This window comes from Streptomyces sp. AHU1 (assembly GCF_045343905.1).
Taxonomy (GTDB): Bacteria; Actinomycetota; Actinomycetes; order Streptomycetales; family Streptomycetaceae; genus Streptomyces; species Streptomyces triticiradicis.
In genome coordinates, this window is record NZ_CP174283.1 from 1417595 (window position 1) to 1444008 (window position 26414).

At 72.6% G+C, this 26414-nt stretch carries 23 protein-coding genes; 11 read left to right on the top strand and 12 right to left on the bottom strand.

From position 1 onward, the window contains the following. Positions 1-15: 15 nt before the first annotated feature. From ACICHK_RS06525 to ACICHK_RS06570, 10 genes are all read right to left on the bottom strand, one after another. Positions 16-924, bottom strand: coding sequence for a sigma-70 family RNA polymerase sigma factor (locus ACICHK_RS06525; protein ID WP_406836145.1), 909 nt, complete (start codon positions 922-924; stop codon positions 16-18). A 49-nt stretch (positions 925-973) separates the two neighbouring features. Then, a complete protein-coding gene (locus ACICHK_RS06530; protein ID WP_406836146.1) occupies positions 974-1807 on the bottom strand; it encodes an enoyl-CoA hydratase/isomerase family protein in 834 nt (277 codons plus the stop codon). Between the two features lie 75 nt (positions 1808-1882). Then, positions 1883-3184 (bottom strand): alpha/beta fold hydrolase, encoded by a 1302-nt coding sequence (locus ACICHK_RS06535; protein WP_406836148.1) that lies wholly within the window; start codon positions 3182-3184, stop codon positions 1883-1885. Positions 3185-3319: 135 nt separating this feature from the next. Beyond that, a complete protein-coding gene (locus ACICHK_RS06540; protein WP_151467002.1) occupies positions 3320-4345 on the bottom strand; it encodes a LacI family DNA-binding transcriptional regulator in 1026 nt (341 codons plus the stop codon). Between the two features lie 76 nt (positions 4346-4421). Then, a complete protein-coding gene (locus ACICHK_RS06545) occupies positions 4422-5846 on the bottom strand; it encodes a BNR repeat-containing protein (protein ID WP_406836150.1) in 1425 nt (474 codons plus the stop codon). 40 nt (positions 5847-5886) lie between these two features. Continuing rightward, positions 5887-6207 (bottom strand): L-rhamnose mutarotase, encoded by a 321-nt coding sequence (locus ACICHK_RS06550; protein WP_406836151.1) that lies wholly within the window; start codon positions 6205-6207, stop codon positions 5887-5889. A gap of 65 nt (positions 6208-6272) precedes the next feature. Continuing rightward, positions 6273-7358, bottom strand: a complete 1086-nt coding sequence (rhaS, locus tag ACICHK_RS06555) for a rhamnose ABC transporter substrate-binding protein (RefSeq protein WP_406836152.1) — start codon at positions 7356-7358, stop codon at positions 6273-6275. Between the two features lie 37 nt (positions 7359-7395). Continuing rightward, positions 7396-8391 carry an ABC transporter permease gene (locus tag ACICHK_RS06560; protein ID WP_406836154.1) on the bottom strand — a complete coding sequence of 332 codons (996 nt, stop codon included), beginning with the start codon at positions 8389-8391 and terminating at the stop codon, positions 7396-7398. After that, positions 8384-9424 carry an ABC transporter permease gene (locus ACICHK_RS06565; RefSeq protein WP_406836155.1) on the bottom strand — a complete coding sequence of 347 codons (1041 nt, stop codon included), beginning with the start codon at positions 9422-9424 and terminating at the stop codon, positions 8384-8386. Before ACICHK_RS06565 ends, ACICHK_RS06560 begins: the two co-directional genes overlap by 8 nt. Beyond that, entirely contained in the window at positions 9421-10938 is a 1518-nt protein-coding gene (locus ACICHK_RS06570) for a sugar ABC transporter ATP-binding protein (protein ID WP_406836156.1), read from the bottom strand. Before ACICHK_RS06570 ends, ACICHK_RS06565 begins: the two co-directional genes overlap by 4 nt. 258 nt (positions 10939-11196) lie before the next feature. On the opposite strand from ACICHK_RS06570, the gene rhaI reads away from it, so the two are divergent. From rhaI to ACICHK_RS06600, 6 genes are all read left to right on the top strand, one after another. Then, the gene (gene rhaI, locus ACICHK_RS06575) at positions 11197-12357 is read left to right on the top strand and encodes an L-rhamnose isomerase (RefSeq protein ID WP_406836158.1); all 1161 of its coding nucleotides are present in this window, start codon (positions 11197-11199) and stop codon (positions 12355-12357) included. A 514-nt stretch (positions 12358-12871) separates the two neighbouring features. Next, complete coding sequence (locus tag ACICHK_RS06580; protein WP_406836159.1) at positions 12872-14911, top strand: bifunctional aldolase/short-chain dehydrogenase; 2040 nt, start codon at positions 12872-12874, stop codon at positions 14909-14911. A gap of 5 nt (positions 14912-14916) precedes the next feature. Next, positions 14917-16392: a rhamnulokinase family protein gene (locus ACICHK_RS06585; protein WP_406836160.1), complete on the top strand. Its 1476-nt coding sequence runs from the start codon at positions 14917-14919 to the stop codon at positions 16390-16392. 167 nt (positions 16393-16559) lie between these two features. Continuing rightward, positions 16560-17339, top strand: coding sequence for a (Fe-S)-binding protein (locus ACICHK_RS06590; protein ID WP_151466992.1), 780 nt, complete (start codon positions 16560-16562; stop codon positions 17337-17339). Then, positions 17336-18814, top strand: a complete 1479-nt coding sequence (locus ACICHK_RS06595; protein ID WP_406836161.1) for a LutB/LldF family L-lactate oxidation iron-sulfur protein — start codon at positions 17336-17338, stop codon at positions 18812-18814. The genes ACICHK_RS06590 and ACICHK_RS06595 overlap by 4 nt, the downstream gene beginning before the upstream one ends. Beyond that, positions 18811-19491 (top strand): lactate utilization protein C, encoded by a 681-nt coding sequence (locus tag ACICHK_RS06600; RefSeq protein ID WP_406836163.1) that lies wholly within the window; start codon positions 18811-18813, stop codon positions 19489-19491. The genes ACICHK_RS06595 and ACICHK_RS06600 overlap by 4 nt, the downstream gene beginning before the upstream one ends. Before the next feature lie 67 nt (positions 19492-19558). Here ACICHK_RS06600 and ACICHK_RS06605 read toward each other — a convergent pair whose 3' ends face one another. Then, positions 19559-20524: a pirin family protein gene (locus ACICHK_RS06605; RefSeq protein ID WP_406836164.1), complete on the bottom strand. Its 966-nt coding sequence runs from the start codon at positions 20522-20524 to the stop codon at positions 19559-19561. A gap of 163 nt (positions 20525-20687) precedes the next feature. On the opposite strand from ACICHK_RS06605, the gene ACICHK_RS06610 reads away from it, so the two are divergent. The 5 genes from ACICHK_RS06610 (at position 20688) to ACICHK_RS06630 (ending at position 24898) form a co-directional block, all read left to right on the top strand. Further along, positions 20688-21224 carry a MarR family winged helix-turn-helix transcriptional regulator gene (locus tag ACICHK_RS06610; protein ID WP_406836165.1) on the top strand — a complete coding sequence of 179 codons (537 nt, stop codon included), beginning with the start codon at positions 20688-20690 and terminating at the stop codon, positions 21222-21224. Next, positions 21221-21664 carry a MarR family winged helix-turn-helix transcriptional regulator gene (locus ACICHK_RS06615; RefSeq protein ID WP_406836166.1) on the top strand — a complete coding sequence of 148 codons (444 nt, stop codon included), beginning with the start codon at positions 21221-21223 and terminating at the stop codon, positions 21662-21664. The genes ACICHK_RS06610 and ACICHK_RS06615 overlap by 4 nt, the downstream gene beginning before the upstream one ends. A 109-nt stretch (positions 21665-21773) precedes the next feature. Beyond that, the gene (locus tag ACICHK_RS06620) at positions 21774-22139 is read left to right on the top strand and encodes a tetratricopeptide repeat protein (protein ID WP_406836167.1); all 366 of its coding nucleotides are present in this window, start codon (positions 21774-21776) and stop codon (positions 22137-22139) included. 110 nt (positions 22140-22249) lie between these two features. Continuing rightward, the gene (locus ACICHK_RS06625) at positions 22250-22909 is read left to right on the top strand and encodes a peptide deformylase (RefSeq protein ID WP_406836168.1); all 660 of its coding nucleotides are present in this window, start codon (positions 22250-22252) and stop codon (positions 22907-22909) included. Positions 22910-23311: 402 nt separating this feature from the next. Continuing rightward, positions 23312-24898, top strand: a complete 1587-nt coding sequence (locus tag ACICHK_RS06630) for an ABC-F family ATP-binding cassette domain-containing protein (RefSeq protein ID WP_406836169.1) — start codon at positions 23312-23314, stop codon at positions 24896-24898. Positions 24899-24968: 70 nt separating this feature from the next. Here ACICHK_RS06630 and ACICHK_RS06635 read toward each other — a convergent pair whose 3' ends face one another. Continuing rightward, entirely contained in the window at positions 24969-26402 is a 1434-nt protein-coding gene (locus ACICHK_RS06635; RefSeq protein WP_151466970.1) for an NAD(P)/FAD-dependent oxidoreductase, read from the bottom strand. Positions 26403-26414: the final 12 nt, after the last annotated feature.

Genomic DNA, 26414 nt, shown 5'->3' on the forward strand with positions numbered 1-26414 from the left:
GTCGTCCGTCGCCGCTCACTCCCACGGCTTCTCCCCCGCGAGATCAAGACGGGCGAGCCGTTCGGGGTCGGCCAGGATGTACATCGCGACGATCCTGCCGTCGGCCACGGTGACACCCATGACCGACTGCGGCCGGCCTTCCACGATCGCGACGGCGCCCGCCTCCCCGTTGACCTGCACGAGCCGCGAACTCGCCCCGAACCGGCGGAAGGTGAGCGCCTGCCCGGCCACCGCCTCGGCGCCGCGCACCAGCTTGGACACGGTCACACCGCCGACCAGCGCGCCCGCGTCGGCGCGCAGCACGACATCGGGGTCGAGGACCGCGAGGAGGGCCTCGAAGTCCCCGGCGCGCGAGGCCGCGAGGAAGGCGCCGAGGACCTCCCGCTGCCGGACGACGTTCCGTTCGGGCTCGGGGGCGGCGGCTCCCTTGACCCGGCGGCGGGCCCGGCTGGCGAGCTGGCGGGTGGCGGCCGCGTTGCGGCCCACGACGGGCGCGATGTCGTCGAAGGGCACCGCGAACATGTCGTGCAGCACGAAGGCGAGCCGTTCGGCGGGTTCCAGGGTCTCCAGGACGACGAGGAGGGCGAGTCCCAGCGAGTCGGCCAGCAGCACTTCCTGTTCGGGGTCGATCCGGTCGAGCGGGCTGACCACGGGGTCGGGAACGAAGGTGCCGGAGGGCTCCAGTGGGTCCTCCCGGCGGGCGGCGCGCGAGCGCAGCATGTCCAGGCACACCCGGCCGGTCACGGTGGTCAGCCAACCGCCCAGGTTCTTGATCCCGTCCACGTCGGTGCGGCCGAGCTTCAGCCACGTCTCCTGGACGGCGTCGTCCGCCTCGCTGAGCGATCCCAGCATCCGGTAGGCCACCGCCCGCAGCCGGCCCCGGTGCTCCTCGAACTCGTCGGCGAGAAGTTCGCTGTCGTGCATCGGTCCCCCTGTCTCGTCCTGCGCCACGGTGACCGATCAAAACACGGGGTCACTTCCCCTCGAAACGGGGCGCGCGACGGGCGCCCTTGGCCGCGTATCCCTCCGCCGCGTCGTCGGAGGTGAGGGTGAGCGCGGCCGACAGGGCGGTCCGGTCGAGCGCCGCGGCCACGGGGGTCTCGGCATAGGCGTCGATGTCGTGCTTGACGCCCTGCACGGCGAGCGGCGCGTTCGCCGCGATCTCCTCGGCGACGGTTCGAGCCGTCTCCTCCAGATCGGCCCTCTCCACCACGAGTTGGACGAGGTTCAGGCGTTCGGCCGTCGCGGCGTCCAGCTGCCTCCCGGTCAGCGCCAGGAACTTGGCCCACCCCGCCCCCGCCTCGCGGGCGATCCGCAGGTCCCCGCCGGCGTCGACGGCGAGCCCCAGCCGGGTCTCGGGCAGCGCGAACACGGCGTCGCGGGAGGCGATTCTGATGTCCGCCATCAGCGCCAGCTCGAACCCGAAGCCGAGGCAGTGGCCCTGGACGGCCGCGACGACGGGCTGCGGCAGCCGTGCGAAGGCCGTGAAGCGCTCGTGGGCCCAGCGGATGCCCTCGTAGTAGGCGCGGGCGCGCTCGGCGCCCGAGCGGCCGGTGATCGCGCCGCCCGGGGCGCTCACGTCGATCCCGGCGCAGAAGGCACGTCCCTCGGCCCGCAGCAGCACCGCCCGGACCGAGGGGTCGAAGCGGATCCGGTCGGCGAGCAGGCCGAGTTGGCGGGTGGACTCCCAGCTCCACGCGTTGAGCTTCGCCGGGCGGCACAGGGTCAGTACGCCGATCCCGTCCTCGACGTCGAGGCGGAGCCGCTCCTCGCCCTCCGGGACGTCCGTGCGGGTGGTGTCGATCATCCGTACCCCCTCAGGATTCTGACAGGCCGTCAGAATCCCAGGGGGCACGGATGCCGTGAAGGGGGCGCGGACGTCTCAGACCTCGTCGCGCGTGAGCGCCAGCAGCCGGTCCAGTACGCGCGGGCCGCCGGCCCGCAGCCCGTCGTGCTCGAACTCGTCGGTCACCCAGGTGCGCAGCCCCCGGACGGCACGGGCGGTGCGCAGCGAGTGCCCGGCGTCCACGTACATGTCGTCGTGGTAGACCGCCGCCGCGACCGGCACCTCGTTCGCCGCGAGGCGGGCCGGGTCGTACAGCGGCGCCCAGTCGGTGCGGGCGGCCAGTTCCTCGGCGGTGTCGCGCAGCGGGCGCAGCGCCGGGTCGGTCTCGAAGGTCCAGGGGTGCACGGACTCGCCGGTGAACAGCAGCGGCCCGTCGTCCGCGAGGGTCTTGGCCGCGTCGAACTGGGGGAACTCGGCGCGCACGCGCTCGGCGGACCAGGCGGTGGGGCGGTCTCCCTGGGCGTAGCACGCCTCGTGGACCAGGGCGTACAGCGGATGACCGGCGTACGAGAGCAGCCCTTGGACCTCCTCCTGGAAGGCGTCGGAGAGGGCGTGGCCCTGCGGGGTGCGGACGAAGGCGTCCTCCAGCAGGTAGTGCAGGCGGTGGCTGCCGTCGCTGCCGCCGAGGAGGATGCCGAGCGACTGGAAGGCCTCGGCGGTCAGACGGTATCCGCCGTTCAGGACGGGCTCGTGCTGGAGCAGGTACTCGGCGATCCGGCGGGCGCGCTCGACGTCCTGCGGATAGCGGGCGTAGTGCGCGGCGACCTTGCGCTCGATGCGCGGGTAGGCGGCGCGGTAGACGTCGTCGGCGTGGGCGTCGAGGGAGGGCAGGCCGCCGGTGATCACGGCGGCGCTCAGCCCCTCGGGGGCGCTGGAGAGGTAGCGCACGGTGCAGAAGCCGCCGAAGCTCTGGCCCAGGACCGTCCAGGGCGCTCCGCCGGTGAGTCCCGGCCTGATGGCCTCGCAGTCGCGGACGATGGAGTCGGCGCGGAAGAGCGCGAGGTGGTCGGCCTGCTCGCGGGGGCCGCCGCGCAGCGGGAGCGTCTGCCGGTTGGCGGGGGTGGAGGCTCCCGTGCCGCGCTGGTCGAGGAGGAGGACACGGAAGTCCTTCAGCGCCCGGTCGAGCCAGGCCTGACGGCCGACGAAACGATTCGCCCCGAAGCCGGGGCCACCCTGGAGGTAGACCATCCACGGCAGGTTCTGGTGCGCCTTGTCGCTCGCGACGACCTCGCGGGCGAACAGTTCGATGCTCTCGCCGGTCGGCCGGTCGTGGTCGAGGGGCACGGTGAAACGGTGGTCGGTGAGGACGACACCGGGCTGGCGGTAGCTGACGGTCAACAGGTCTCCCGAGACGTACGGACTCCAGGCTGCGTCCCAGTTGAGCACATGCCGGCCCGGCTCCGCGGCCCGGGGACCGGGAAAATGAACTGAACAGTGACTCAGCAGTCCGGTGACGGGGAACTGAACCGCTGGTCAGCGCGCCGCCAGGCTGGAGTGGCGCACGACCAGCTCCGGCTGGAGCACGACCCGGCGGTGCTCGTGCGGCACGGGCGCGGTCTCCGCGTCGATCTCCTCCAGCAGCAGCTCCGCCGCGAGGGCGCCCATGGTCACGGCCGGCTGACGCACGGAGGTGAGCGGGACGGCCGCGGCGGCGGCGAACTCGATGTCGTCGTAGCCGACGATCGCGAGGTCGTCGGGCACGCCGACACCGGCCGCGTACATGGCCTGCAGGACGCCGAGCGCGAGCAGGTCGTTGGCGCAGAAGACGGCGGTGGGCCGTTCGGCGAGGCCGAGGAGCCGGGCGCCCGCGTCGCGGCCCGCGGCCACGTCGAGGCGCTCGGTGGGCAGCTCGCGCAGGTTCTCCGGGCCGAGGCCCGCCTCGCGCAGGGCGTTCAGCGCACCCGTACGGCGGTCCCTCACCTGGCTGAGTCCGGGCGGGCCGCTGACGTACGCGATCGAGCGGTGTCCGGCGTCCACGAGGTGGCGGACGGCCAGCGCGCCGCCCGCCACGTCGTCGACCGAGACCGAGCACTCGGTGGTGCCCTCGGCGACCCGGTCGACCAGCACGAAGGGGATGCCGTTGCGGCGGAACGCCTCGATGTTGCGCCCGCTCGCGTCCGACGGCGTCAGCAGCACCCCGCGCACCCGCTGCTCGGCGAAGAGCGACAGGTAGTCGGCCTCCTCGCTCGGGGACTGCGCGCTGTTGCAGACCATCACCCCGAGCCCGGCCTGCCGGGCGGCGCGCTCGGCGCCGCGCGCGACGTCCACGAAGAACGGGTTGCCCATGTCGAGGACGAGGAGGCCCATGATCCGGCTCCGCCCGGCCCGCAGCTGGCGTGCCGACTCGCTGCGCACGTAGCCGAGCCGGTCTATGGCGGACTGGACGCGCGCCCGGGTCTCGGAGGCCACCGATTCCGGGCGGTTGATCACGTTCGAGACCGTGCCGACGGAGACCCCGGCGGCGCGGGCGACGTCCTTGATACCCACCGACTGGGCCATCAGGCGGGAACCTCCAGAAGAACGAGAAGCGGCAGGCCGGCCCTCAGATTACCCGTGAGCGGGCCGGAACCAGTGGTCATGAGGGCAGCCTCAGATCGATGACGCGCAGGGCCGACGGCGTGGTCCCGGCGGACTTCTCCTGGTACATCACGGACAGTGTTCCGTCCTGTGGGACACGCGTCTCGTCGATCACGACCTCGCCGAAGGCGTTCAGTCCGCCGCCGTCGAACAGGAGCGTCCAGTCGGTGTGACCGGAGGCCTTCGAGGCGCCCGCGATCCGCCCGAACGGCAGGATCGCGTAGGCGTTGTCGTACCGGTCCAGGACCAGTCCGGTGCGCTGGCTGGAGTTCAGGGCGATGGGGATCTCGGTCTTGGTCCAGCCGCCGGAGGAGCCCTTGCGGAGGTGGAAGGCCCGGCCGTTCGCGGTGCGGTCCTTCACGTAGCCGGTGGTGCACTGCCCGAAGCGTCCGGGCACGTAACTGATGATCGCGTGCGGCAGGCCCGCGGAGTCGGTGGCCTGGCTCTCCTGGTTCATCAGGGAGTGGTCGGGGCCGAGGGGGTCGACGACGAGTCCGGCGTCGGTGACGGAGACCGTGTCCGTGGTCCCCGTGGTGCCGACGACGGTGCCCGCGTCGTTGCGCCAGGTGCGGCCCCGGTCGGTGGAGTGGACGTAGCCGGTGTCGTGGTTGGTGATGCCGCCGGCGCCGCACATCACGGCGGCGTTCTGCTCGCGCCAGGTGAAGAAGGAGTGCAGCCGGCCGTTCACGTCGTAGTCGATCCCGTGCAGGTACATGTTGCGTGCGGTGCTCGACCCGTGCGCGCTGGTGTAGGTCCCGGTGGAGGCGGACCATTCGCCGAGCGCGGTCCAGGACGAACCGTCGTACTCCGCCAGCGCGTTGCGCCCGTTGCCCGAGACACCGGTGCGGTAGCTGAGCTGGAGGCGGCCCTCGGGCGTCGCGACGAACTGCGGATAGGTGAACCGCGTGGTGAGCGCGAGGCCGTCCAGGGAGGTCTGGACGGCCCCGAGGACGGCGGGGGTCCAGGCCGTCGACGCGGGGTCGTCGAGCAGCCCGGCCACCGACTTGACGTAGAAGAAGCCGTCGCTGTGCGAGTCCATGTTCAGGTGGAGACGGCCGTCGGTCCGGGAGACGCCCATGGAGATCACGTCGTGGGAGTCGTCGCTCTTGAGCTTGTGGCCGAGCGTGATCGTGGACCAGCTGCCGGCCCCCAGTGCGCGGCGGGCGACGACCGCGCTGCGGTCGGCGGTGTACCAGGCCGCGTACTGGTGGCCGCGGTAGGTCAACAGGCCGTTCTTCTGGAACGAGTTGTTGTTGACCAGCCCGTCGTAGGAGACGAAGTAGAGGGCCTGGGGGTCGAGCAGGGTGGTGCCGGTCCGGGTGACGGAGGGGCCGGGGGCGGCCGCCCGGGCCGTCCCCGCCGCGAGGGCGGGTCCTGCCACGGCGCCCAGCAGGGCCGTCGTCACTACGGTGCGTCGTCTCATGTACGGGCTCCTCGGTCGGACCGCGGGCGGGTGGGGCGGGTCAGGCGAGGTGGAAGACCTCGGTGAGGGGCTTCATGGCCTCGTCGGGGCGGGCGCCGTCCAGCGCGGTGAAGAACGGCGCCATCTCGGCCTGCCAGCGGGCGTTGACGTCGGTGGCCTCCATGGCGGCCCGCGCGGCCGCGAAGTCCTCGGTCTCCAGGTAGCCGACCAGCAGACCGTCCTCGCGCAGGAAGAGCGAGTAGTTGTGCCATCCGGTGGCCGAGAGCGCGTCGAGCATCTCGGGCCACACGGCGGCGTGCCGCTCGCGGTACTCGTCGAGGCGGTCCGCACGGACCTTCAGCAGGAAGCACACGCGTTGCATCGATGACCCTCCGGGGCCAGGGAGTCGGGCCGGCGCGAACGGTGGAGCACCGGCCCGGCGGGACGTCAGAAGTCGAACCGGTCGATGTTCTTCGCGTCGAAGACGGTGGGCTTGCCGAGGCTGATGACACCGTCCTCGCCGATGGTGAACGAGCCCATGTCACCGGCCTTGAAGGTCTCGCCCTCCTTGCCGGTGATCTGCCCCGAGGAGAGCGCCACGGCCGTACGGGCGGCCAGTTCGCCGAGCTTGGCCGGGTCCCACAGCTCGAAGGCCTCGACGGTGCCGTTCTTGACGTACTTGCGCATGTCGTTGGGGGTGCCGAGGCCGGTCAGCTTGACCTTGCCCTTGTACTTGGAGCCGGACAGGTACTGGGCGGCCGCCTTGATGCCGACCGTGGTCGGGGAGATGATCCCCTTCAGGTCCGGGTGCTCCTGGAGCAGGCCCTGGGTCTGCTGGAAGGACTGCTGGGCCTCGTCGTTGCCGTAGGCGACCTTGACCAGCTTGACGTCCTTGTACTTGGGGTCCTTGAGCTCGTCCTTCATGAAGTCGATCCAGGTGTTCTGGTTCGTCGCGGTCTGCGCGGCGGACAGGATCGCGATCTCGCCCTTGTAGCCGATCTGTTCGGCGAGCAGCTGCACCTCGGTGCGGCCCAGGTCCTCGGCGCTCGCCTGCGAGACGAACGCGTTGCGGCAGTCGGCCTTGGTGTCGGAGTCGTAGGTGACGACCTTGATCTTGTTGGTCATGGCCTGCTTGAGCGCGGTGCACAGGGCGCCCGGGTCCTGCGCGGAGACCGCGATCGCGTCGACCTGCTGCTGGGTGAGGGTGTTGACGTAACTCACCTGGCCGCTGGTGTCGGTGGCGCTGTTGGTGCCGACCTCCTTGTACTTCGAGCCCAGTTCGGTCAGCGCCTTCTCGCCGCCCTTGTCCGCGGAGGTGAAGTACGGGTTGTTGACCGCCTTGGGCAGGAAGCCGACGGTGAGGCCCTTCTTCGTGGCCGCGTTCGGGTCGGCCTTGGCGCCTGCGGCGGCACCCGAACCGCCCGAATCCTTCACGTCGTTCTTGGTGGTGCCGCCGCAGGCGGTGACGGCCAGGGCGAGGGAGGTGACGGCGGCGAGCGCCGCGCAGGTGCGGCGGATCGATGACTTGCGCATGGGTGAGGGTTCCTTTACGAGGGTGGGCGGAACGGGGTCACGGGGCCGGAGTCGAGGCGGCGGCTCTGCGTCCCGCCCTCGCCACGGAGATCTGGCGCCCGACCCGGGGGCCGAGCACGGAGACGACGAGCAGGACGCCGGTGACGACGATCTGCGACTGCGCGGAGACGTTGAGGAGGCTCATCACGTTCTGCAGCGAGCCGAGCAGGAAGACGCCCGCGATCGCGCCGCCGAGCGTGCCCCTGCCGCCGTCGAAGTCGATGCCGCCGAGCAGGACGGCGGCCACGACGGACAGTTCGAGCCCGGTGGCGTTGTCGTAGCGGGCGCTGGCGTAGTGCAGGGCCCAGAACACGCCGGTCAGCGAGGCCATGAGGCCGGTCGCGACGAACAGCAGCAGCTTCTGCCGCTTGACCCGGATGCCGGCGAACCGGGCGGCCTCCTCGTTGGCGCCGATCGCGAACGCGGAGCGCCCGAAGGGGGTGGCGTGCAGCACGACCACGGCGACGGCGAGCAGCGCCAGGAAGAGCGGGAACGCCTGCGGCACGAAGGTGTCCCCGATGCGTCCGGCCGCGAAGTCCTGGTACTGGACGGGGAAGTCGGTGACCGCGTCGGAGCCGAGCACGATCTGCGCGATGCCCCGGTAGGCGGCGAGCGTGCCGATGGTGACGGCCAGCGACGGCAGCCCGAGCCGGGTCACGAGCAGGCCGTTGACGAGCCCGCACACCACGCCGAGCACGAGACACAGCGGGATGATCGTCTCAATCGCCATGCCCTGGTTCCACAGGGCGCCCATGACCGATCCGGAGAGGCCGGCCGTGGAGGCGACGGACAGGTCGATCTCGCCGGCCACCACGAGCAGGGTCATCGGCAGGGCGATCAGCGCGATCGGCAGGGTGTTGCCGATCAGGAACGACAGGTTGAGCGCGTTGCCGAAGCCGTCCACGAAGGAGAAGGAGAGGAGCAGCAGGACGACGAGGAGGGCGCCGACGACCGTGTCCCAGCGGACGGCGCGCGAGAGGGCGGAGTCAGCCATGGCGGGCGTTCCTCTTCTTCAGTGCGGAGGCCACGCGCAGCGCGACGATCCGGTCGACCGCGATGGCGAGGATGAGCAGGACGCCGTTGATGGCGAGCACCCACACGGAGCTGACGCCGAGGGCCGGCAGGACGCTGTTGACGGAGGTGAGCAGCAGGGCGCCGAGCGCGGCTCCGTAGACGCTGCCGGAGCCGCCGGTGAAGACGACGCCGCCGACCACGACCGCGCTGACGACGGTGAGTTCGTAGCCGTTGCCGGTGCCGGAGTCGACGTTGCCGAACCGGGCGAGGTACAGGGCGCCGGCGAGTCCGGCGAGTGCGCCGCAGACGGTGTAGGCGGTCAGGACGCGCTTTCGGACCGGGATGCCGGCCAGGCGCGCGGCCTCCGGGTTCGAGCCGAGCGCGTAGAGTTCGCGGCCGCTGCCGAAGTGCCTGAGGTAGTACGCGGCGACCACGAGGACGGCCAGGGCGATCAGCGCGAGGTACGGGACCGCGGAGATGCCGCCGGAGCCGAAGTCGACGAAGCCGCCGGGGAGATCGGCCGCCGTGATCTGGCGGGAGCCGACCCAGATGGAGTCGATGCCGCGGATGATGTAGAGCGTGCCGAGGGTGACGACGAGGGCGGGGACCTGGCCGAGACTGACGAGCAGTCCGTTGACCAGTCCGCAGCCGACGCCGAGCAGCACCGCGAGGAGCACGGCGAGGACGGGGTCGCCGCCGCCCTGGAGGTAGGTGCCCGCCGCGAAGGCGCTGATGCCGAGGGTCGAGCCGACCGACAGGTCGACGTTGCGGGTGATGACGACGAGGGACTGGCCGGTGGCGACCAGCACGAGGATGGTCGCGTTCAGCAGCAGGTCCTTGATGCCCTGTTCGGACAGGAACTCGCTGTTGCCCGTCTGGGTGACGGCGATCATCACCAGGAAGACGGCCAGGATGGCGAGTTCGCGCATCTTGAAGACACGGTCCACCAGCCGGGTGCCGCTGGACTTCGGTGCGTCGGCGACGGTGGTCTCGTGCGGGGTGGTGACCGTCATGCGGCGGCCCTCCCGGTGGCGGCGGCCATCACGGATTCCTCGGTGGCTTCGGAGCGTGGGATCTCGGCGGTGAGCCGGCCCTCGTGCATCACGAGCACGCGGTCGGCCATGCCGAGGATCTCGGGCAGGTCGGAGGAGATCATCAGGACGGCCACTCCCTCGGCGGCCAGCTCGGAGAGCAGCCGGTGCACCTCGGCCTTGGTGCCGACGTCGATGCCGCGGGTGGGCTCGTCGACGATCAGCACCTTGGGGCCGGTGGCCAGCCATTTGGCGAGGACGACCTTCTGCTGGTTGCCGCCGGAGAGCGTGGAGACGGTGTCGGCGATCCGGGCGTACTTCACCTGGAGCTTCACCGCCCAGTCGAGGGAGCGGCTGCGTTCGGCCCCCCGGTCCATCAGGCCCGCCCTGACCGTCGTGCGCAGTCCGGTCAGACCGATGTTGCGCTCGATGGACATGTCCATCACCAGGCCCTGGGCACGCCGGTCCTCGGGGACGAGGGCGAGGCCCGCGGCCATGGCGGTGGAGGGGGCGCCGTTGGTCAGCCTGCGTCCCTCGACCTCCACCTCTCCGGCGTCCCAGCGGTCCACACCGAACACCGACCGGGCGACCTCCGTGCGGCCGGCGCCGACGAGGCCGGCGAGTCCGACGATCTCGCCGCGCCGGACCTCGAAGGAGACGTCGGTGAAGACGCCCTCGCGGGTCAGCCGGCGCACGCTCAGGGCGACCTCGCCCGCCTCGACGTCCTGCTTGGGGTAGAGCTCGTCGAGGTCGCGGCCGACCATCCGGCGCACCAGGTCGTCCTCCGTCATGCCCTCCAGCGGCTCGCACGAGATCAGGGCCCCGTCGCGCAGGGTCGTGACGCGTCCGCAGATCTGAAAGATCTCCTCCAGCCGGTGGGAGATGAACAGCACCGCGGAGCCCTGCTCGCGCAGGGCGCGGACCACGCCGAAGAGGCGGGCCACCTCGCTGCCGGTGAGGGCGGCGGTCGGCTCGTCCATGATCAGGACGCGGGCGTCGAAGGAGAGCGCCTTGGCGATCTCGACGATCTGCTGGTCGGCGATGGACAGTCCGCGCGCCGGACGCTCGGGGTCGAGCTCGACCCCGAGGCGCTTCATGAGGGCCGCGGTCGCCGCGCGGGTGGCCTTGTGGTCGATGCGGCCGAGGGCCCGCCTGGGCTGACGGCCCATGAAGATGTTCTCGGCGATGGAGAGGTCGGGGAAGAGCGTCGGCTCCTGGTAGATCACCGCGATGCCCGCGTCACGGGCGTCGGCGGGGCCGTGGAAGACGGTGGGAGCGCCGTCCAGCAGCACCTGGCCGGCGTCCGGTCGGTGCACGCCGGCGAGCGTCTTGATGAGGGTCGACTTGCCCGCGCCGTTCTCTCCGGCGAGCGCGTGCACCTCGCCGGGGAACAGTTCCAGGGACACGTCCCGCAGGGCGCGTACGGCGCCGAAGGACTTCGAGATGTCCTTCAGCGCCAGCACCGGGGCCGGACCCGTGTCGGACGGGTGGGTCATGAGGGGCTCCTCGACGACGTCGGCGGGACGGGCCCCACAGCGTCGTGAAAGGTTTCAATTGGGTTGCCGGGACGTTAGGCATGCCACCCAGGGCGCGTCAATGGGTTCGTGTCGAAATTCTTCGACCGCCTTGCGTCACAACAGGGTCACGGCGAAAGGCCCCGGCCGGAGGGGTTGACAGCCCTTCGGGGCACTCATAGCTTCGCTCCTGAATCGTTTCAGAGAAGCAGTTCCATTCGAAGTCGTAGGAGTCCCGAAGTGACCGAGTTCGCCGCGGTGAAGGCCGCGCTCAAGACCCAGGCCGTCGAGACGCCGTCGTGGGCGTACGGGAACTCGGGAACCCGGTTCAAGGTGTTCGCGCAGCCGGGCGTGCCCAGGAACCCGCGGGAGAAGCTGGACGACGCGGCCAAGGTGCACGAGTTCACCGGCGCGGCCCCCACCGTCGCGCTGCACATCCCCTGGGACAGGACCGACGACTACGCGGCGCTCGCCAAGCACGCCGAGGAGCGCGGCCTGCGGCTGGGCGCGATCAACTCCAACACCTTCCAGGACGACGACTACAGGCTCGGTTCCGTCTGCCACCCGGATCCGGCGGTACGCCGCAAGGCCGTCGACCACCTGCTCGAATGCGTCGACATCATGGACGCGACGGGTTCGCGGGACCTGAAGCTGTGGTTCGCCGACGGGACGAACTATCCCGGCCAAGACGACCTGCGCGAGCGCCAGGACCGGCTGACGGAGGCGCTGGCACAGGTCTACGAACGGCTCGGCGACGACCAGCGGATGCTGCTCGAGTACAAGTTCTTCGAGCCCGCCTTCTACGCGACCGACGTCCCGGACTGGGGCACCGCGTACGCGCACTGCCTCAAGCTCGGCCCCAAGGCGCGGGTCGTGGTCGACACCGGTCACCACGCGCCCGGCACCAACATCGAGTTCATCGTCGCCACGCTGCTGCGCGAGGACAAGCTCGGCGCCTTCGACTTCAACTCCCGTTTCTACGCCGACGACGACCTGATGGTGGGCGCGGCCGACCCCTTCCAGCTGTTCCGGATCATGTACGAGGTGATCCGCGGCGGCGGCTTCACCCCGGACGTCGCCTTCATGCTCGACCAGTGCCACAACATCGAGGCGAAGATCCCGGCGATCATCCGGTCCGTGATGAACGTCCAGGAGGCCACGGCCAAGGCCCTCCTCGTCGACCGCGCCGCGCTCGCCGAGGCCCAGCGGGGCGGGGACGTGCTGGCCGCGAACGCGGTGCTGATGGACGCCTACAACACGGACGTGCGTCCGCTGCTCGCGGAGGTCCGCGCGGAGCTGGGGCTCGACCCGGATCCGGTGGCGGCGTACCGCCGGTCCGGGTGGGCGGAGCGGATCGCCGCGGAGCGGGTCGGGGGGACCCAGGCGGGGTGGGGGGCCTAGGCCCTGTCGTCACATTCCCGTCGTCGCCCGAAGGGCGGCCCTGCGGCGTCGTGGGGGTCCCCCCTGCTCGAGCGAAGCCGAGAGCTCGGGGGAGCGTGCTCTGGGGGTACCCCCTGCTCGAAGAGCTAGGGGGAGTGCCGGGCGTCGCGGGGCAGGCGGGAATGTGACGACAGGGCCTAGCCCCTTGCGCGGGGCCCGCTTACGGGTTCCCCGGCGGGGCGGGCTCGGTCGGTCGGCCCTCCGTGTCGCGTCTGCCCCACGGCGGTGGTTCGCGGGGCACGGGTGTCGTCGTGGCAGGTCGCGCGGTTCCCCGCGCCCCTGACGGGGCACCCTCGCTCACCCCTCTTCCCCACGAGCCCGGCGGAGCCGAAGCCGGCCCTCCGTGCCGGGCCCGCCGGGCCGCGTCTGCCCCACCCGGTGGTCCGCGGGCCGCGCGAGCCGCCGTGGCCGGTCGCGCAGCTCCCCGCGCCCCTGAAGGGCGCTTCCCCTCCCTCTCTTTCAAAGGACCTGGAACATGGCACCCCATCCCGAAGCCGCCGCTCTGCTGGCCCGGTCGCGCCGGCTCGGCGCCGATCCCCGCAACACCAACTACGCGGGCGGCAACGCCTCCGCGAAGGGCACCGACACCGACCCCGTGACCGGGGGTGACGTGGAGCTGATGTGGGTGAAGGGGTCCGGCGGGGACCTCGGCACCCTCACCGAGGACGGGCTCGCGGTGCTGCGCCTCGACCGGCTGCGCGCGATGACCGAGGTGTACCCGGGCGTCGAGCGCGAGGACGAGATGGTCGCCGCGTTCGACTACTGCCTGCACGGCAAGGGCGGCGCCGCGCCCTCCATCGACACGGCGATGCACGGACTCGTCGACGCCCCGCACGTCGACCACCTGCACCCCGACTCGGGAATCGCGCTCGCCTGCGCGGCCGACGGGGAGAAGCTGACCGCCGAGTGCTTCGGCGACCGGGTGGTGTGGGTTCCCTGGCGCCGGCCCGGATTCCAGCTGGGGCTGGACATCGCGGCGGTCAAGGAGGCCAACCCGGGGGCCGTCGGCTGTGTCCTGGGCGGCCACGGCATCACCGCGTGGGGCGCCACCGCCGAGGAGTGCGAGCGCAACTCGCTGTACATCATCCGCACCGCGGAGGCGTTCCTGGAGGAGAAGGGCGAGGCCGAGCCGTTCGGTCCCGTCCTGGAGGGCTACGGCGCGCTGCCCGAGACCGAGCGCCGCGAGCGTGCCGCCGCCCTCGCGCCGTACGTGCGCGGCATCGCGTCCCAGGACCGCCCGCAGGTCGGCCACTTCACCGACTCCGAGGAGGTGCTCGACTTCCTCGCCCGCGCCGGGCATCCGCGCCTGGCCGCGCTGGGCACCTCCTGCCCCGACCACTTCCTGCGCACCAAGGTCCGCCCGCTGGTGCTGGACCTGCCGCCGGCCGCGCCGCTGGAGGACGTGACCGCCCGGCTGGGGGAGCTGCACACCGCCTACCGCGAGGAGTACACCGCCTACTACCGGCGGCACGCCGAGCCCGGCTCCCCCGCGATGCGCGGCGCGGACCCGGCGATCGTGCTGGTCCCCGGGGTCGGCATGTTCTCCTTCGGCAAGGACAAGCAGACGGCGCGGGTGGCGGGCGAGTTCTACGTCAACGCGATCAACGTGATGCGCGGGGCCGAGGCCGTCTCGACGTACGCGCCGATCGAGGAGTCGGAGAAGTTCCGCATCGAGTACTGGGCCCTGGAGGAGGCCAAGCTCCGGCGGATGCCGAAGCCCGCGCCGCTCGCCACCCGGGTCGCCCTGGTCACGGGCGCGGGCAGCGGGATCGGCCGGGCGATCGCGGAACGGCTGGTGGCCGAGGGCGCGTGCGTCGTGGTCGCCGACCTGAACACCGAGGGGGCCGAGCGGGTCGCCGCCGGACTCGGAGGTCCCGACAAGGCCGTCGCCGTGGGCGTGGACGTCACCTCCGAGGAACAGATCGCCGAGGCGTTCGAGGCCGCGGTGCTGGCCTTCGGCGGCGTCGACCTGGTGGTGAACAACGCGGGCATCTCCATCTCCAAGCCGCTCCTGGAGACCACCGCGAGGGACTGGGACCTCCAGCACGACATCATGGCGCGCGGCTCCTTCCTCGTCTCGCGCGAGGCGGCCCGGGTCATGACCGCGCAGAAGCTGGGCGGCGACATCGTCTACATCGCCTCCAAGAACGCGGTCTTCGCCGGCCCGAACAACATCGCCTACTCCGCGACCAAGGCCGACCAGGCCCATCAGGTACGGCTTCTGGCAGCCGAGTTGGGCGAGCACGGCATCCGGGTCAACGGCGTCAACCCGGACGGCGTCGTGCGCGGGTCGGGCATCTTCGCGGGCGGCTGGGGAGCGCAGCGGGCGGCGACGTACGGCATCGAGGAGGAGAAGCTCGGCGAGTTCTACGCCCAGCGGACCATCCTCAAGCGGGAGGTGCTTCCGGAGCACGTCGCGGCGGCCGTGTTCGCCCTGACGGGCGGGGACCTGACGCACACCACGGGGCTGCACGTCCCGGTCGACGCCGGCGTCGCCGCCGCCTTCCTGCGATGACCCCGATGAGCGCCCCGCACTCCTCCGCCGCGCGCACCGCACGGGCGCGCGCCTGTGCCGCCGTCGACCTCGGCGCGTCCAGCGGGCGCGTCATGGTCGGGCGCGTCGGCCCGGACACGCTCGAACTGACCGAGGCGCACCGCTTCCCCAATCGGCCCGTCCGCGTCCCCGAGGGGCTGCGCTGGGACATCCTCGGGCTCTACGCGGGCGTCCTCGACGGACTGCGCGCGGCCGGGCAGGTCGACTCCGTGGGCATCGACAGCTGGGCGGTGGACCACGGTCTGCTGGACGCGGACGGAGCACTGCTCGGCAACCCGGTGCACTACCGCGACGCCCGCACCGAGGGGATCGCGGAGAAGGTGTGGGCGAGCGTGCCCGCCGCCGAACTGTACGCGGCCACGGGACTGCAGTACGCCCCCTTCAACACCCTGTACCAGCTGACGGCGGCCCGCGCCTCCGCGCAACTCGCCTCCGCCGAACACCTGTTGCTGATCCCCGATCTGCTGGCGTACTGGCTCACGGGCGAGATGGGCACCGAGCTCACCAACGCCTCCACCACGCAGTTGATCGATCCGGGGACCCGCGACTGGTCGTACGGCCTCGCGGAACGGCTCGGCATCGACCTGCGGCTGTTCCCGCCGCTGCGCCGTCCCGGCGACCCGGCCGGGACCCTGCTGCCGCGCGTGCTGGACGAGACCGGAATGACCGGCCCGGTACCGGTGACGACCGTCGGCTCGCACGACACCGCCTCGGCGGTGGCCGCCGTTCCCGCGACCGGGGAGCGGTTCGCCTACATCTGCACCGGCACCTGGTCGCTGGCGGGCCTGGAGCTGGACGCGCCCGTCCGCACCGAGGCGAGCCGGGCCGCCAACTTCACCAACGAACTGGGCCTGGACGGCACGGTCCGCTATCTGCGCAACATCATGGGCCTGTGGCTGCTCCAGGAGTGCGTACGGGAGTGGGGCGACCCCGACCTGGGCGGACTCCTCGCGGCCGCGGCCGAGGTGGCTCCGCTGCGGTCCGTCGTGGACGCGGGTGACGCGGCGTTCCTCGCGCCGGGCCGGATGCCGTCGCGGATCGCCGACGCCTGCCGGGCCTCGGGGCAGCCGGTCCCGGAGTCCCGCGCCGAGATCACCCGCTGCATCCTCGACTCCCTCGCGCTCGCGCACCGCCGCGCGATCGAGCGGGCCCAGTCCCTCGCCGGCCACCCGGTCGACGTCGTGCACGTCGTCGGCGGCGGCACCCGCAACGAACTGCTGTGCCGGCTCACCGCCGACGCCTGCGGGCTGCCGGTCGTGGCGGGCCCGGCGGAGGCCGCCGCGCTCGGCAACGTCCTCGTCCAGGCGCGGGCGCACGGACTGGTCGGCGACCGTGCCGAGATGCGCGATCTGGTGGCGCGCACCCAGCCGCTCCGCCGCTACGAGCCGCGGGGCGACACGGCGGCGTGGCGGGCGGCCGAGGCGAGGCTCGGCACACCATGAGGACCACGCCATGAGGACCACGCCATGAGGACCGCACCCCGAGAACCACACCTCGCGGCACCCGCCGGGGAAGGCGCGCGGTGGACACCGCGAGGCGCGCGCCGCCTTCCCGGGGCGCGCCCGCCCCGTACCCTGCACCCGTCCATGAACCGTCCCGAGGAGCCGCGATGCGTGTCGCCCTGTTCCTGACCTGTGTCAACGACACGCTGTATCCGGACACCGGCCGCGCCGTGGTGGACCTGCTGACCAGACTGGGTGTCGAGGTCGACTTCCCCATGGGGCAGACCTGTTGCGGCCAGGCGCACTACAACACCGGCTACCGCCATGAAGCCGAGCCGCTCGCCCGGCGTTTCGCCGAGGTGTTCGGGGAGTACGAGGCGATCGTGACGCCGTCCGGATCGTGCGGGGCGATGGTGCGGGAACTGTATCCACGGATGGGCGAACGGGCCCGCGCGGAAGGACGCGGCGACACCCTGGCCAGGACGCTGGCGCCGGTCGTGCCGAAGACGTACGAGCTCACCGAGTTCCTGGTCGACGTCCTCGGTGTGACGGACGTCGGCGCGTACTACCCGCACACCGTGACCTACCACCCCACCTGTCACGGGCTGCGCGGTCTGGGTCTTGGCGACCGCCCGCGCCGGCTGCTCGAGGCCGTCAGGGGACTCGAGCTGCGGGAGCTGCCCGGTGCCGAGGAGTGCTGCGGTTTCGGCGGCACCTTCGCCCTCAAGAACCCCGACGTCTCGGCGGCGATGGGCGCCGACAAGGTGCGCAACGCCGAGTCGACGGGCGCCGAGGTGCTGTGCGCCGCGGACAACTCGTGTCTGATGCACATCGGCGGCACGATGGGCCGCCTCAGGACGGGGATGCGGCCCGTGCACATCGCGGAGATCCTGGCGAGCACGGAAGCGGGTCCGCGGGCGAGCGGAACGAAGGAGCCGAACGCATGAGCGGAACGTTCGTCGGTATGCCGGCCTTCCCCAAGGCGGCGCACGAGGCTGTGAACAACGCGACCCTGCGGGGCAATCTGCGCCACGCCACGCAGACGATCCGCACCAAGCGCGCCAAGGCCGTCGCCGAGGTCTCCGACTGGGCGGAGCTGCGCGAGGCGGGCAAGCGGATCAAGGATCACACGCTCCGTCACCTCGACCGGTACCTGGTGCGGTTGGAGGAGTCGGTGACCGCGGCCGGTGGTGTCGTGCACTGGGCCGCCGACGCCGAGGAGGCCAACCGCATCGTCACGGAGCTGGTCAGGGCCACCGGCGAGAGCGAGGTCGTCAAGGTCAAGTCGATGGCCACGCAGGAGATCGGGCTCAACGAGGCGCTGGAGGCCGCGGGCATCCGCGCGTACGAGACCGATCTCGCCGAACTCATCGTGCAGCTGGGCGAGGACCGGCCCTCCCACATCCTCGTCCCGGCGATCCACCGCAACCGCGGCGAGATCCGTGACATCTTCGTCCGCGAGATGGGCGCCTGGGGCCGGGCGGCGCCCGAGGGACTCACCGAGGCACCCGCCGAACTGGCCGAAGCGGCACGCCTGCACCTGCGCGAGAAGTTCCTGCGCGCCAAGGTCGGCATCTCCGGGGCCAACTTCATGGTCGCCGAGACCGGCACGCTCGTGGTCGTCGAGTCCGAGGGCAACGGCCGGATGTGCCTGACGCTCCCCGAGACCCTGATCTCGGTCGTCGGCATCGAGAAGACCGTTCCGACCTGGCGGGACCTGGAGGTGTTCCTGCAGACCCTGCCCCGCTCCTCGACGGCCGAGCGCATGAACCCGTACACCTCGATGTGGACGGGCACCACGGACGGGGACGGCCCCCGGACCTTCCATCTGGTCCTGCTGGACAACGGCCGCACCGACACGCTCGCCGACGAGGTCGGACGCCAGGCCCTGCGCTGCATCCGCTGCTCGGCGTGCCTCAACGTCTGCCCGGTGTACGAGCGGGCGGGCGGCCACGCCTACGGCTCGGTCTACCCGGGCCCGATCGGCGCGATCCTCAGCCCCCAGCTCCGGGGCACCGCGAGCGAGATCGACGCCTCCCTGCCGTACGCCTCCTCGCTGTGCGGCGCCTGTTACGAGGTCTGTCCGGTCGCGATCGACATCCCCGAGGTCCTCGTGCACCTGCGGGAGAGGATCGCGCAGGGCGGGCGGGCCACGCGGGACGGCGACACGGTCGTGCTGAGGCCGGCCAAGGGACACGCCGCCGAACGGGCGGCGATGCGCACGGCACGCTGGGCGTTCGCCCGTCCCGGTGCCCTGCGGGCCGGGCAGCGGCTGGCGTCCGGGACCCGCCGCTTCCACCCGCGGACCCTGCCGGGGCCCGGCCGGGCGTGGAGCGGGACCCGTGAACTGCCCGCGGTCCCGGCGGAGTCGTTCCGTGCGTGGTGGCAGCGCACGCGGGGCGGAAAGGACATGACGAAGTGAGCAGCAGGGATCTGATCCTCGGCCGGGTGCGCCGGGCCCTCGCGGACGTGCCCCGGGACGACACTCCCCCGGGGCCCGGGCGGCCGGGCGAGGACTCCTCGTACGAGCGGGCCGTCGGCCGGGGTTATCTGCGCGAGCACGGTGCGCGGAGTGTCGCGCGGACGGTGGACCTCCTCGCGGAGAACCTGGCGGACTACCGGGCGGTCGTGCACCGCGCCACCGAGGGGGAACTGCCGGACCTCGTCGCGCGGTTGCTCGCCCGGCGCGGGTCCCGGCACGTGCTCGTGCCTCCGGGGCTCCCGCCCGCGTGGACGTCGGCGGCGGATCCCGTCCGGGTCCACGACCGGGCCGCCGGCACGCCCCATGAACTCGACGGGGTGGAGAGCGTGGTGACCGGCTGCGCCGTCGCGATCGCCGAGACCGGCACGATCGTCCTCGACGGCGGCCCGGACCAGGGCCGCCGCCGGATCACCCTGGTCCCGGACCACCACATCTGCGTCGTCCGGGTCCCCGGCCAGGTGGTGACCTCCGTCCCCCGGGCGCTCGAACGCCTGGACCCGGCGCGGCCCTTGACCTGGATCTCGGGCCCGTCCGCCACCAGCGACATCGAACTGGACCGGGTGGAGGGGGTGCACGGTCCGCGCACCCTGGAGGTGGTGCTGATGAGCGAGGAGTGACGGGCGCGGCCGACGCGGGGACGATCGCGTCCCCGCGAGGGGCGTGCGCCACGGCCGGGACCTCGGGTCAGCGCACCCGTCCGCGCGGCTTCAGTGGCAGCGGGGGCAGTTCCGGGGCCGACAGCGGCACCCCGTCGTACCCCTTCACCTCACCGAAGCGCGCGCCCTTGGCCCAGTCCTCCCGGGCCTGTTCGATCTCCTGCTGGGTGCGGCCGATGAAGTTCCACCACATGATCAGCTCCTCCTCGAACGGCTCACCGCCCAGCAGCATGAGGCCCGCGTCGCTCACGGCGCGCAGCGGGAGCTCGGCGCGGCCGCAGCCGAGGTAGAGCATGGAGCCGGGGAGCACCGGTACGCCGTCGACCTCGGCCTCGCCGGACATGGAGAGGACGGCGTACTCGAAGTCGGGCTCCAGCGGCAGGCGTACGTCCGCGCCGCCCGCGAGGGCCAGGTCGGCACCGACGATCGGCGTGTACGTCGTACCGGGCGAGGCCGCGCCGTCGAGCGTGCCCAGCAGGAGCGTGGCCCGCAGTCCGGGGGCGGTGACGACGGGCAGTTCGGCGTGGTGCTCGAAGTGCGGGTCGGTGTGCCGGTGACCGTCCGGCAGCGCGACCCAGAGCTGGGCGCCGTGCAGCAGGCGGGAGTGGGCTCGGGGGCTCTCCTCGGAGTGGCTGATGGCGCGGCCCGAGGTCATGAGGCCGAGTTCGCGGGGGCGGATCGTCTGGAGACTGCCCGTGGAGTCGCGGTGCAGCACCTCGCCCTCGTGCAGCCAGCTGACGGTCTGCAGGCCCATGTGCGGGTGCGGCGGGACCTGCATGCCGGGCTCGTCGGCGATGTCGTCGGGACCGTAGTGATCGACGAAGCACCACGCGCCGACCATGCGCCGGCCCAGATTGGGCAGCAGACGGCGGACCTCGCTGGACTCGCCGAGCTTGACCCGGCGGGGGCTGAGGAGTTCGCGCACCGGCTCGGCCACCACGAACCCGCGGCCGCCGCAGGGGGCGGGAACCGGTTCCCGATCAAGATTGCTCATGGCGCACAACCTAGTCCCGCCGGGGGCTTCTCGTCAGGTCATCGATCCGCCCATTCAGGGACACTCGGCCCGGAACCGACGTGGCGGCCGGGGCCCCCGGCGCACCGTCCATCGTTCACGAAAACGGTAGCCATGGACATAGTAGCCATGTAATGTTTCCTGCATGAGTTCAGTGAAGCCGGTTTCCGAGAACGCGACGCCCGGGTTCCTCGTCTGGCGCCTGTCGACGAAGTGGCGCGTCGCGGTGGACCGGGCCGTGGGCCCGCTGGGCCTGACGCACGCGCAGTACTCGCTGGTGGCGTCGCTGTACGGCATGCACCGGGCCGGAGAGCACCCCAGTCAGCGCCGGCTCGCCGACCACACCGGACTCGAACCGCTCTACGTCTCGAAACTGGCCCGTTCCCTGGAGGCGGCCGGCCTTCTCGACCGCACCCGGGATCCGTCCGACCCCCGCGCGGTGCGGCTGACCCTCACCGACGACGGGCGCGAGATCACCCTCCGCGCCATCTCCGTGGTCCAGGACCTGCTGGAGCAGCTCCTCGAACCACTGGGCGGGCTCGGCGGCGAACGCGCACGGGCGTTCGGTCACGAGCTGGCCGTCCTGCTCGACGTACCGCTCGATCCGCGCACCGGGGCCGGGCCGCGTCCCGGCGGGACGCCCCCACCTTCCGCAGAGATTTCACCCGAGGAGCAGTCATGACCACTCCTGTCGCCCCCTTCAACGGCCAGGCCATCGGCCTCGCCCACTACGCGAGCCGCGCCGCCCTGGAGCGGGTGCTGGCCCGCAGCGGCACCACCTTCGAGCAGTCGGTGGCCCTGCGGGCCGCGGCGTCCGGCGACGGCGGGACCGTCGAGCGGGCCCTGGTCGTCGGCCGGCTCACCGCCGGCCTGAAGATCGACGAGTCGGCGGCCCGGCGAACCGTCGGGGAACTCACGGCCCGGGGGCTCCTGGAGGAGCCGACGCCCGAGCGGGTGTCCCTGACGGACGCCGGCCGGGAGCTGTTCTCGTCGATCCGCGCCGCGGGCGACGAGATCGCCTCCCGGGTGTACGCCGGGATCCCGGCGGAGGACCTGGCCGTCGTCGCACGCGTGCTGGCCCTGGTGACGGAGCGGGCCGACGCGGAACTCGCCGGGGAGTGACCCGGCGCGGAGCGCCGCCGGACGCCCCGGAGCCACGCTCCCGCACCCCCGCAAGGTCGTGGAATATTCAACCGATCCTCGTGGTTGTGGGCGCCGAAGGAGGTCAGCGGTGGACACGACGTACTACGACCACGGGACGGCCGCGGAACGCTGGGAGCGGGGGCGGATGTTCTTCGAGGCCAAGGACTACGCGGCGGCCGCGCGCGTCCTGGGCGGACTGGTCGAGGAGGTGCCGGAGCAGACCGGACCCCGGCTGCTGCTGGCGCGCTCCTACTACCACTCTGCCCAACTGAGCCGCGCCGAGGCCGAGTTGCGCACCCTCGTGGAAATCGACCCGGTCGAGCACTACGCCCGTCTGATGCTGGGCCGCACCCTCCAGCGCCTCGGCCGCCCCGAGGAGGCCGCGTCGCACCTGCGGATCGCGTCCGCGCTCGGGGGCGAGTTCGAGGGGGCTCGACCGGCCCCGCCCCGGTGACCCGGGGCCTGTCCGGGTGAGATCGAGGTGACCCGCGGCGCGCGGGGAAAGTCGGCGGACTCCCCTCGCGCCGCCTCGATCACCCTGGTACGGCTTGGCATCCTGGCGGGATGGCATCCGAACGTGACCGCAGCGCCCCGCGCATCCCCCTGAGCGACCTGGTCGAAGAACTCCTCGGCCACGAGGGGCCGTTGCCGATCGTCGCGGCCGGCGACCCCGTACTGCGCCGGGGCACGGAGCCGTTCGACGGACAGCTGGACCCGGCGCTGCTGGCCCGGTTCGTCGCCGCCCTGCGCGCCACGATGCACGCGGCGCCCGGTGTCGGTCTCGCCGCGCCCCAGGTCGGTGTGCCGCTGCGGATCGCCGTCATCGAGGATCCCGCGCCGGTCCCGGACGAGGTGCGGCTCGTGCGCGGGCGGGTGCCGCAGCCGTTCCGGGTGCTGGTCAATCCCTCGTACGACGGGATCGGCACGCGGCGGGCGGCGTTCTTCGAGGGCTGCCTCAGCGTTCCGGGCTGGCAGGCCGTGGTGGCCCGGCACGCGGAGGTGCGGCTGACGGCGCTGGACGAGCACGGGCACGCCGTCGACGAGGTGTTCGGCGGCTGGCCCGCGCGCATCGTCCAGCACGAGACGGACCACTTGGACGGCGTGCTCTACCTCGACCGCGCGGAGCCGCGCTCGCTGTCGTCGAACCAGGCGGCGGCGGAACTCTGGTCCCAGCCGACGCCGGAGCGGGCCGCCGAAGCGCTGGGCTTCACCCTGCCGGACTGATGCCCGGGGCCCGCCCCGGGCATCAGTCCGGCAGGGTGCCCTCGGGTCACGCCCGGCCGCGGACCTCCGCGTCGCAGTCGGCCCTGGGCTCCGCACCCGGCCGCCGGCTCCGCCCGCCGGACCACGGCCATGACCGCTCGGCGGCCTTCCCGCCGGGCCGCCCGGCCTCCGCTCCTCCGGGCCGCGCCTGCCGGTGACGCCCCGGTCCGCCTCGGCCGGGTGCCGCGCCGGGCCTCCCCGGGGAGGCGGCCGCCGGGCCTCCCCGGCCGGTAAATCGCAGGCGCTCCGGCCCCCGCTCCGATAGCCTGCGGGCATGTCCACGCCCCGTGTCTCTTAGCTCCAGGACCCGCTTCCACGCCACACGTGTGTCCTCGAGCCGATTGACCTCTGGAGCGTTTTCCCATGATCACCGTTCGCGGTGTCGACGTGCGCGTCGGCGCCCGTCTGCTGCTGTCCGACATCTCCTTCACCGTCTCCCCCGGCGACCGCATCGGCCTGGTCGGCCGCAACGGCGCCGGCAAGACCACCCTGCTGAGCACCCTCGCGGGGCAGCGGTCTCCCGCCACCGGTTCCGTCTCCCGCACCGGAGCGGTCGGTCACCTCTCCCAGGACCCGCGCGCGGCGGACCCCACGGTCACGGTCACCGCCCGGATCCTGTCCGCCCGGGGTCTCGACCGAGCCGTACGGGCCCTGCGGGCGGCCGAGACCGCGATGGCCGACGGATCCGAACGCGCGATGAACGCCTACGCGCGCGCCGAGGCCGAGTTCCAGGCGCGCGGCGGGTACGCGGCCGAGGCCGAGGCGGCCCGGGTCGCCGCGGGTCTCGGTCTGCCGGCCCGGGTGATGGACCAGCCGATAGGCACCCTGTCCGGCGGACAGCGGCGGCGCGTCGAACTGGCCCGCATCCTCTTCTCGGACGACGGCACCCTGCTCCTCGACGAGCCGACGAACCACCTGGACGCCGACTCGGTCGCCTGGCTGCGCGGGTTCCTGGCGACCCGTCGGGCAGGGCTCGTCCTCATCAGTCACGACACCTCCCTGCTGGCCGACGTGGTCAACCGCGTCTTCCACCTGGACCCGCACCGCGCCACGCTCGACGTGCACAACACCGGCTGGACGGCCTACCTCGCCCAGCGCGACGCCGACGAGCGGCGGCGGGCCCGGGAGCGCGCGAACGCCGAGCGCAAGGCGGCGGCCCTGCACGCGCAGGCCGACAAGATGCGCTCGAACGTGGCGACCGCCGTGGCCGCCAGGAACATGGACCGCCGCGCCGACCGCCTGCTCGCCGGACTGGAAGCGGTCCGGCGGACGGAGAAGGTGGCCCGGATCCGGCTGCCCGAACCGGCCCCGTGCGGACGGATGCCGCTCGGCGCGGTCGCGCTGGCCAAGTCGTACGGCGATCTGCGCGTCCTCGCGGGCGTCGACCTCGCCGTCGACCGGGGCAGCCGCCTGGTGGTCCTCGGCCCGAACGGCTCGGGCAAGACCACGCTGCTGCGACTGCTCGCCGGTCACGACGATCCGGACGGCGGGCGGGTGGTGCGGGGGCACGGGCTGCGCCTCGGCTACTTCGCGCAGGAGCACGACACCCTGGACCCGGCCGGTACGGTCCGCGGCCACCTCGCCGCCGCGGCGCCGCACCTCGACGACGGCGACGTGCGGAGGGTGCTCGGCTCGTTCCTGTTCGCGGGCGACGACGCCGACAAGCGGGTCGGGGTCCTCTCCGGGGGCGAGAAGACCCGGCTCGCCCTGGCGGGGCTCGTCCACTCGGGCGCGAACGTGCTCCTCCTGGACGAGCCCACCAACAACCTGGACCCGGCCTCCCGGGCCGAGGTCCTGGCCGCAGTGGCCACGTATCCGGGCGCGCTCGTCATGGTCACCCACGACGAGGACGCCGTCGACGCCCTGCGCCCGGACCGGGTCCTGCTCCTTCCGGACGCGGACGAGGACCTGTGGAGCGAGGAGTACCGGGAACTGGTGACCCTGGCCTGAGCGGGTCACGGGGCGGGCCGCCGCGTGGCCGGACACCGGCCGCACGGCGGGCCCGCCGCCACACCCGTGCTCACGCGTCCCGGTACGCCTCCAGCAGCCTCAGCCAGACCTCGCTGACCGTCGGGTAGGACGGGACGGCGTGCCACAGGCGCTCGACCGGTACCTGGCCCACGACGGCGACGGTCGCGGAGTGGATGAGTTCTCCGACACCGGGACCGACCAGGGTGAGACCGAGGACGATCCTCCGGTCGAGATCGACGACCATGCGGGCCTTTCCGCGGTAGCCGTCCGCGTACAGACCCGCGCCGGCCACCGAGGCCATGTCGACGTCGACGGCCCGGACGCGGTGTCCGGCCCGCTCCGCCTCCGCGAGGGACAGGCCCACGGCCGCCGCCTCCGGGTCGGTGAAGACGCATTGCGGGACGGACGCGTGATCGGCCGTGGCCGAGTGCGCGCCCCAGGGGTCCGTCTCGAGGATGGGTACGCCCGCGGCACGGGCGGCGATGGCGGCACCCGCGATCCGGGCCTGGTACTTGCCCTGGTGGGTGAGCAGCGCGCGGTGGTTGACGTCACCGACCGCGTACAGCCATTCGCTGCCGACGACGCGGAGGCTGTCGTCGACCTCGATCCACCCGCCCGGCTCCAGGCCGACCGTCTCGAGGCCGAGGTCGTCGGTGCGGGGCGCGCGGCCGGTCGCGAACAGGATCTCGTCGGCCTCGATACGGTCGCCGGTGTCCGTGAGGGCGACCACCGTCGAGCCCTCGCGCGAGACGGCGGTCACCGAGATGCCGGTGCGCACGTCGGCGCCCGCCTCGGCCAGCGCCTCGGCGACCAGTTCCCCGGCGAAGGGCTCCATGCGGGGCAGCAGGCCCTTGCCGCGGACCAGGAGGGTGACCTGCGAGCCGAGCGCCTGCCAGGCCGTGGCCATCTCGGCGGCGACGACACCGCCGCCCACCACGATCAGCCGTCCGGGCACGGCGTGCGCGCTGGTGGCCTCGCGGCTCGTCCACGGCTTGACCTGGTCGAGGCCCGGCAGGTCGGGGAGCTGGGCGCGGGTGCCGGTGCAGACGGCGACCGCGTGCCGGGCCGTCAGCACCTTGCGTTCGCCGTCGGGTCCGTCGACCGTCACGGTGCGCGCTCCGGCGAGCCGGCCGTGGCCCCGGTGGAAGTCGGCCCCGATGCCGTCCAGCCAGGCGAGCTGGCCGTCGTCCTTCCAGTCCGAGGTGAACCAGTCGCGGTGGGCGAGGACCGCGGAGGCGTCGAGAGGGCCTTGTACGGCGGCGGACAGGCCGGGTACACGGCGGGCGTCGGCGCGGGCGATGGCCGGGCGGAGGAGTGCCTTGCTGGGCATGCACGCCCAGTACGAGCACTCGCCGCCGACCAGTTCGCTCTCCACGACCGCGGTGGAGAGGCCGGCGGCGCGGGCGCGGTCGGCGACGTTCTCCCCCACGGGTCCGGCACCGAGCACCACGACGTCGTAGGCGATGGATTCCGTTTCCGTCATGGGGCCAGTCTG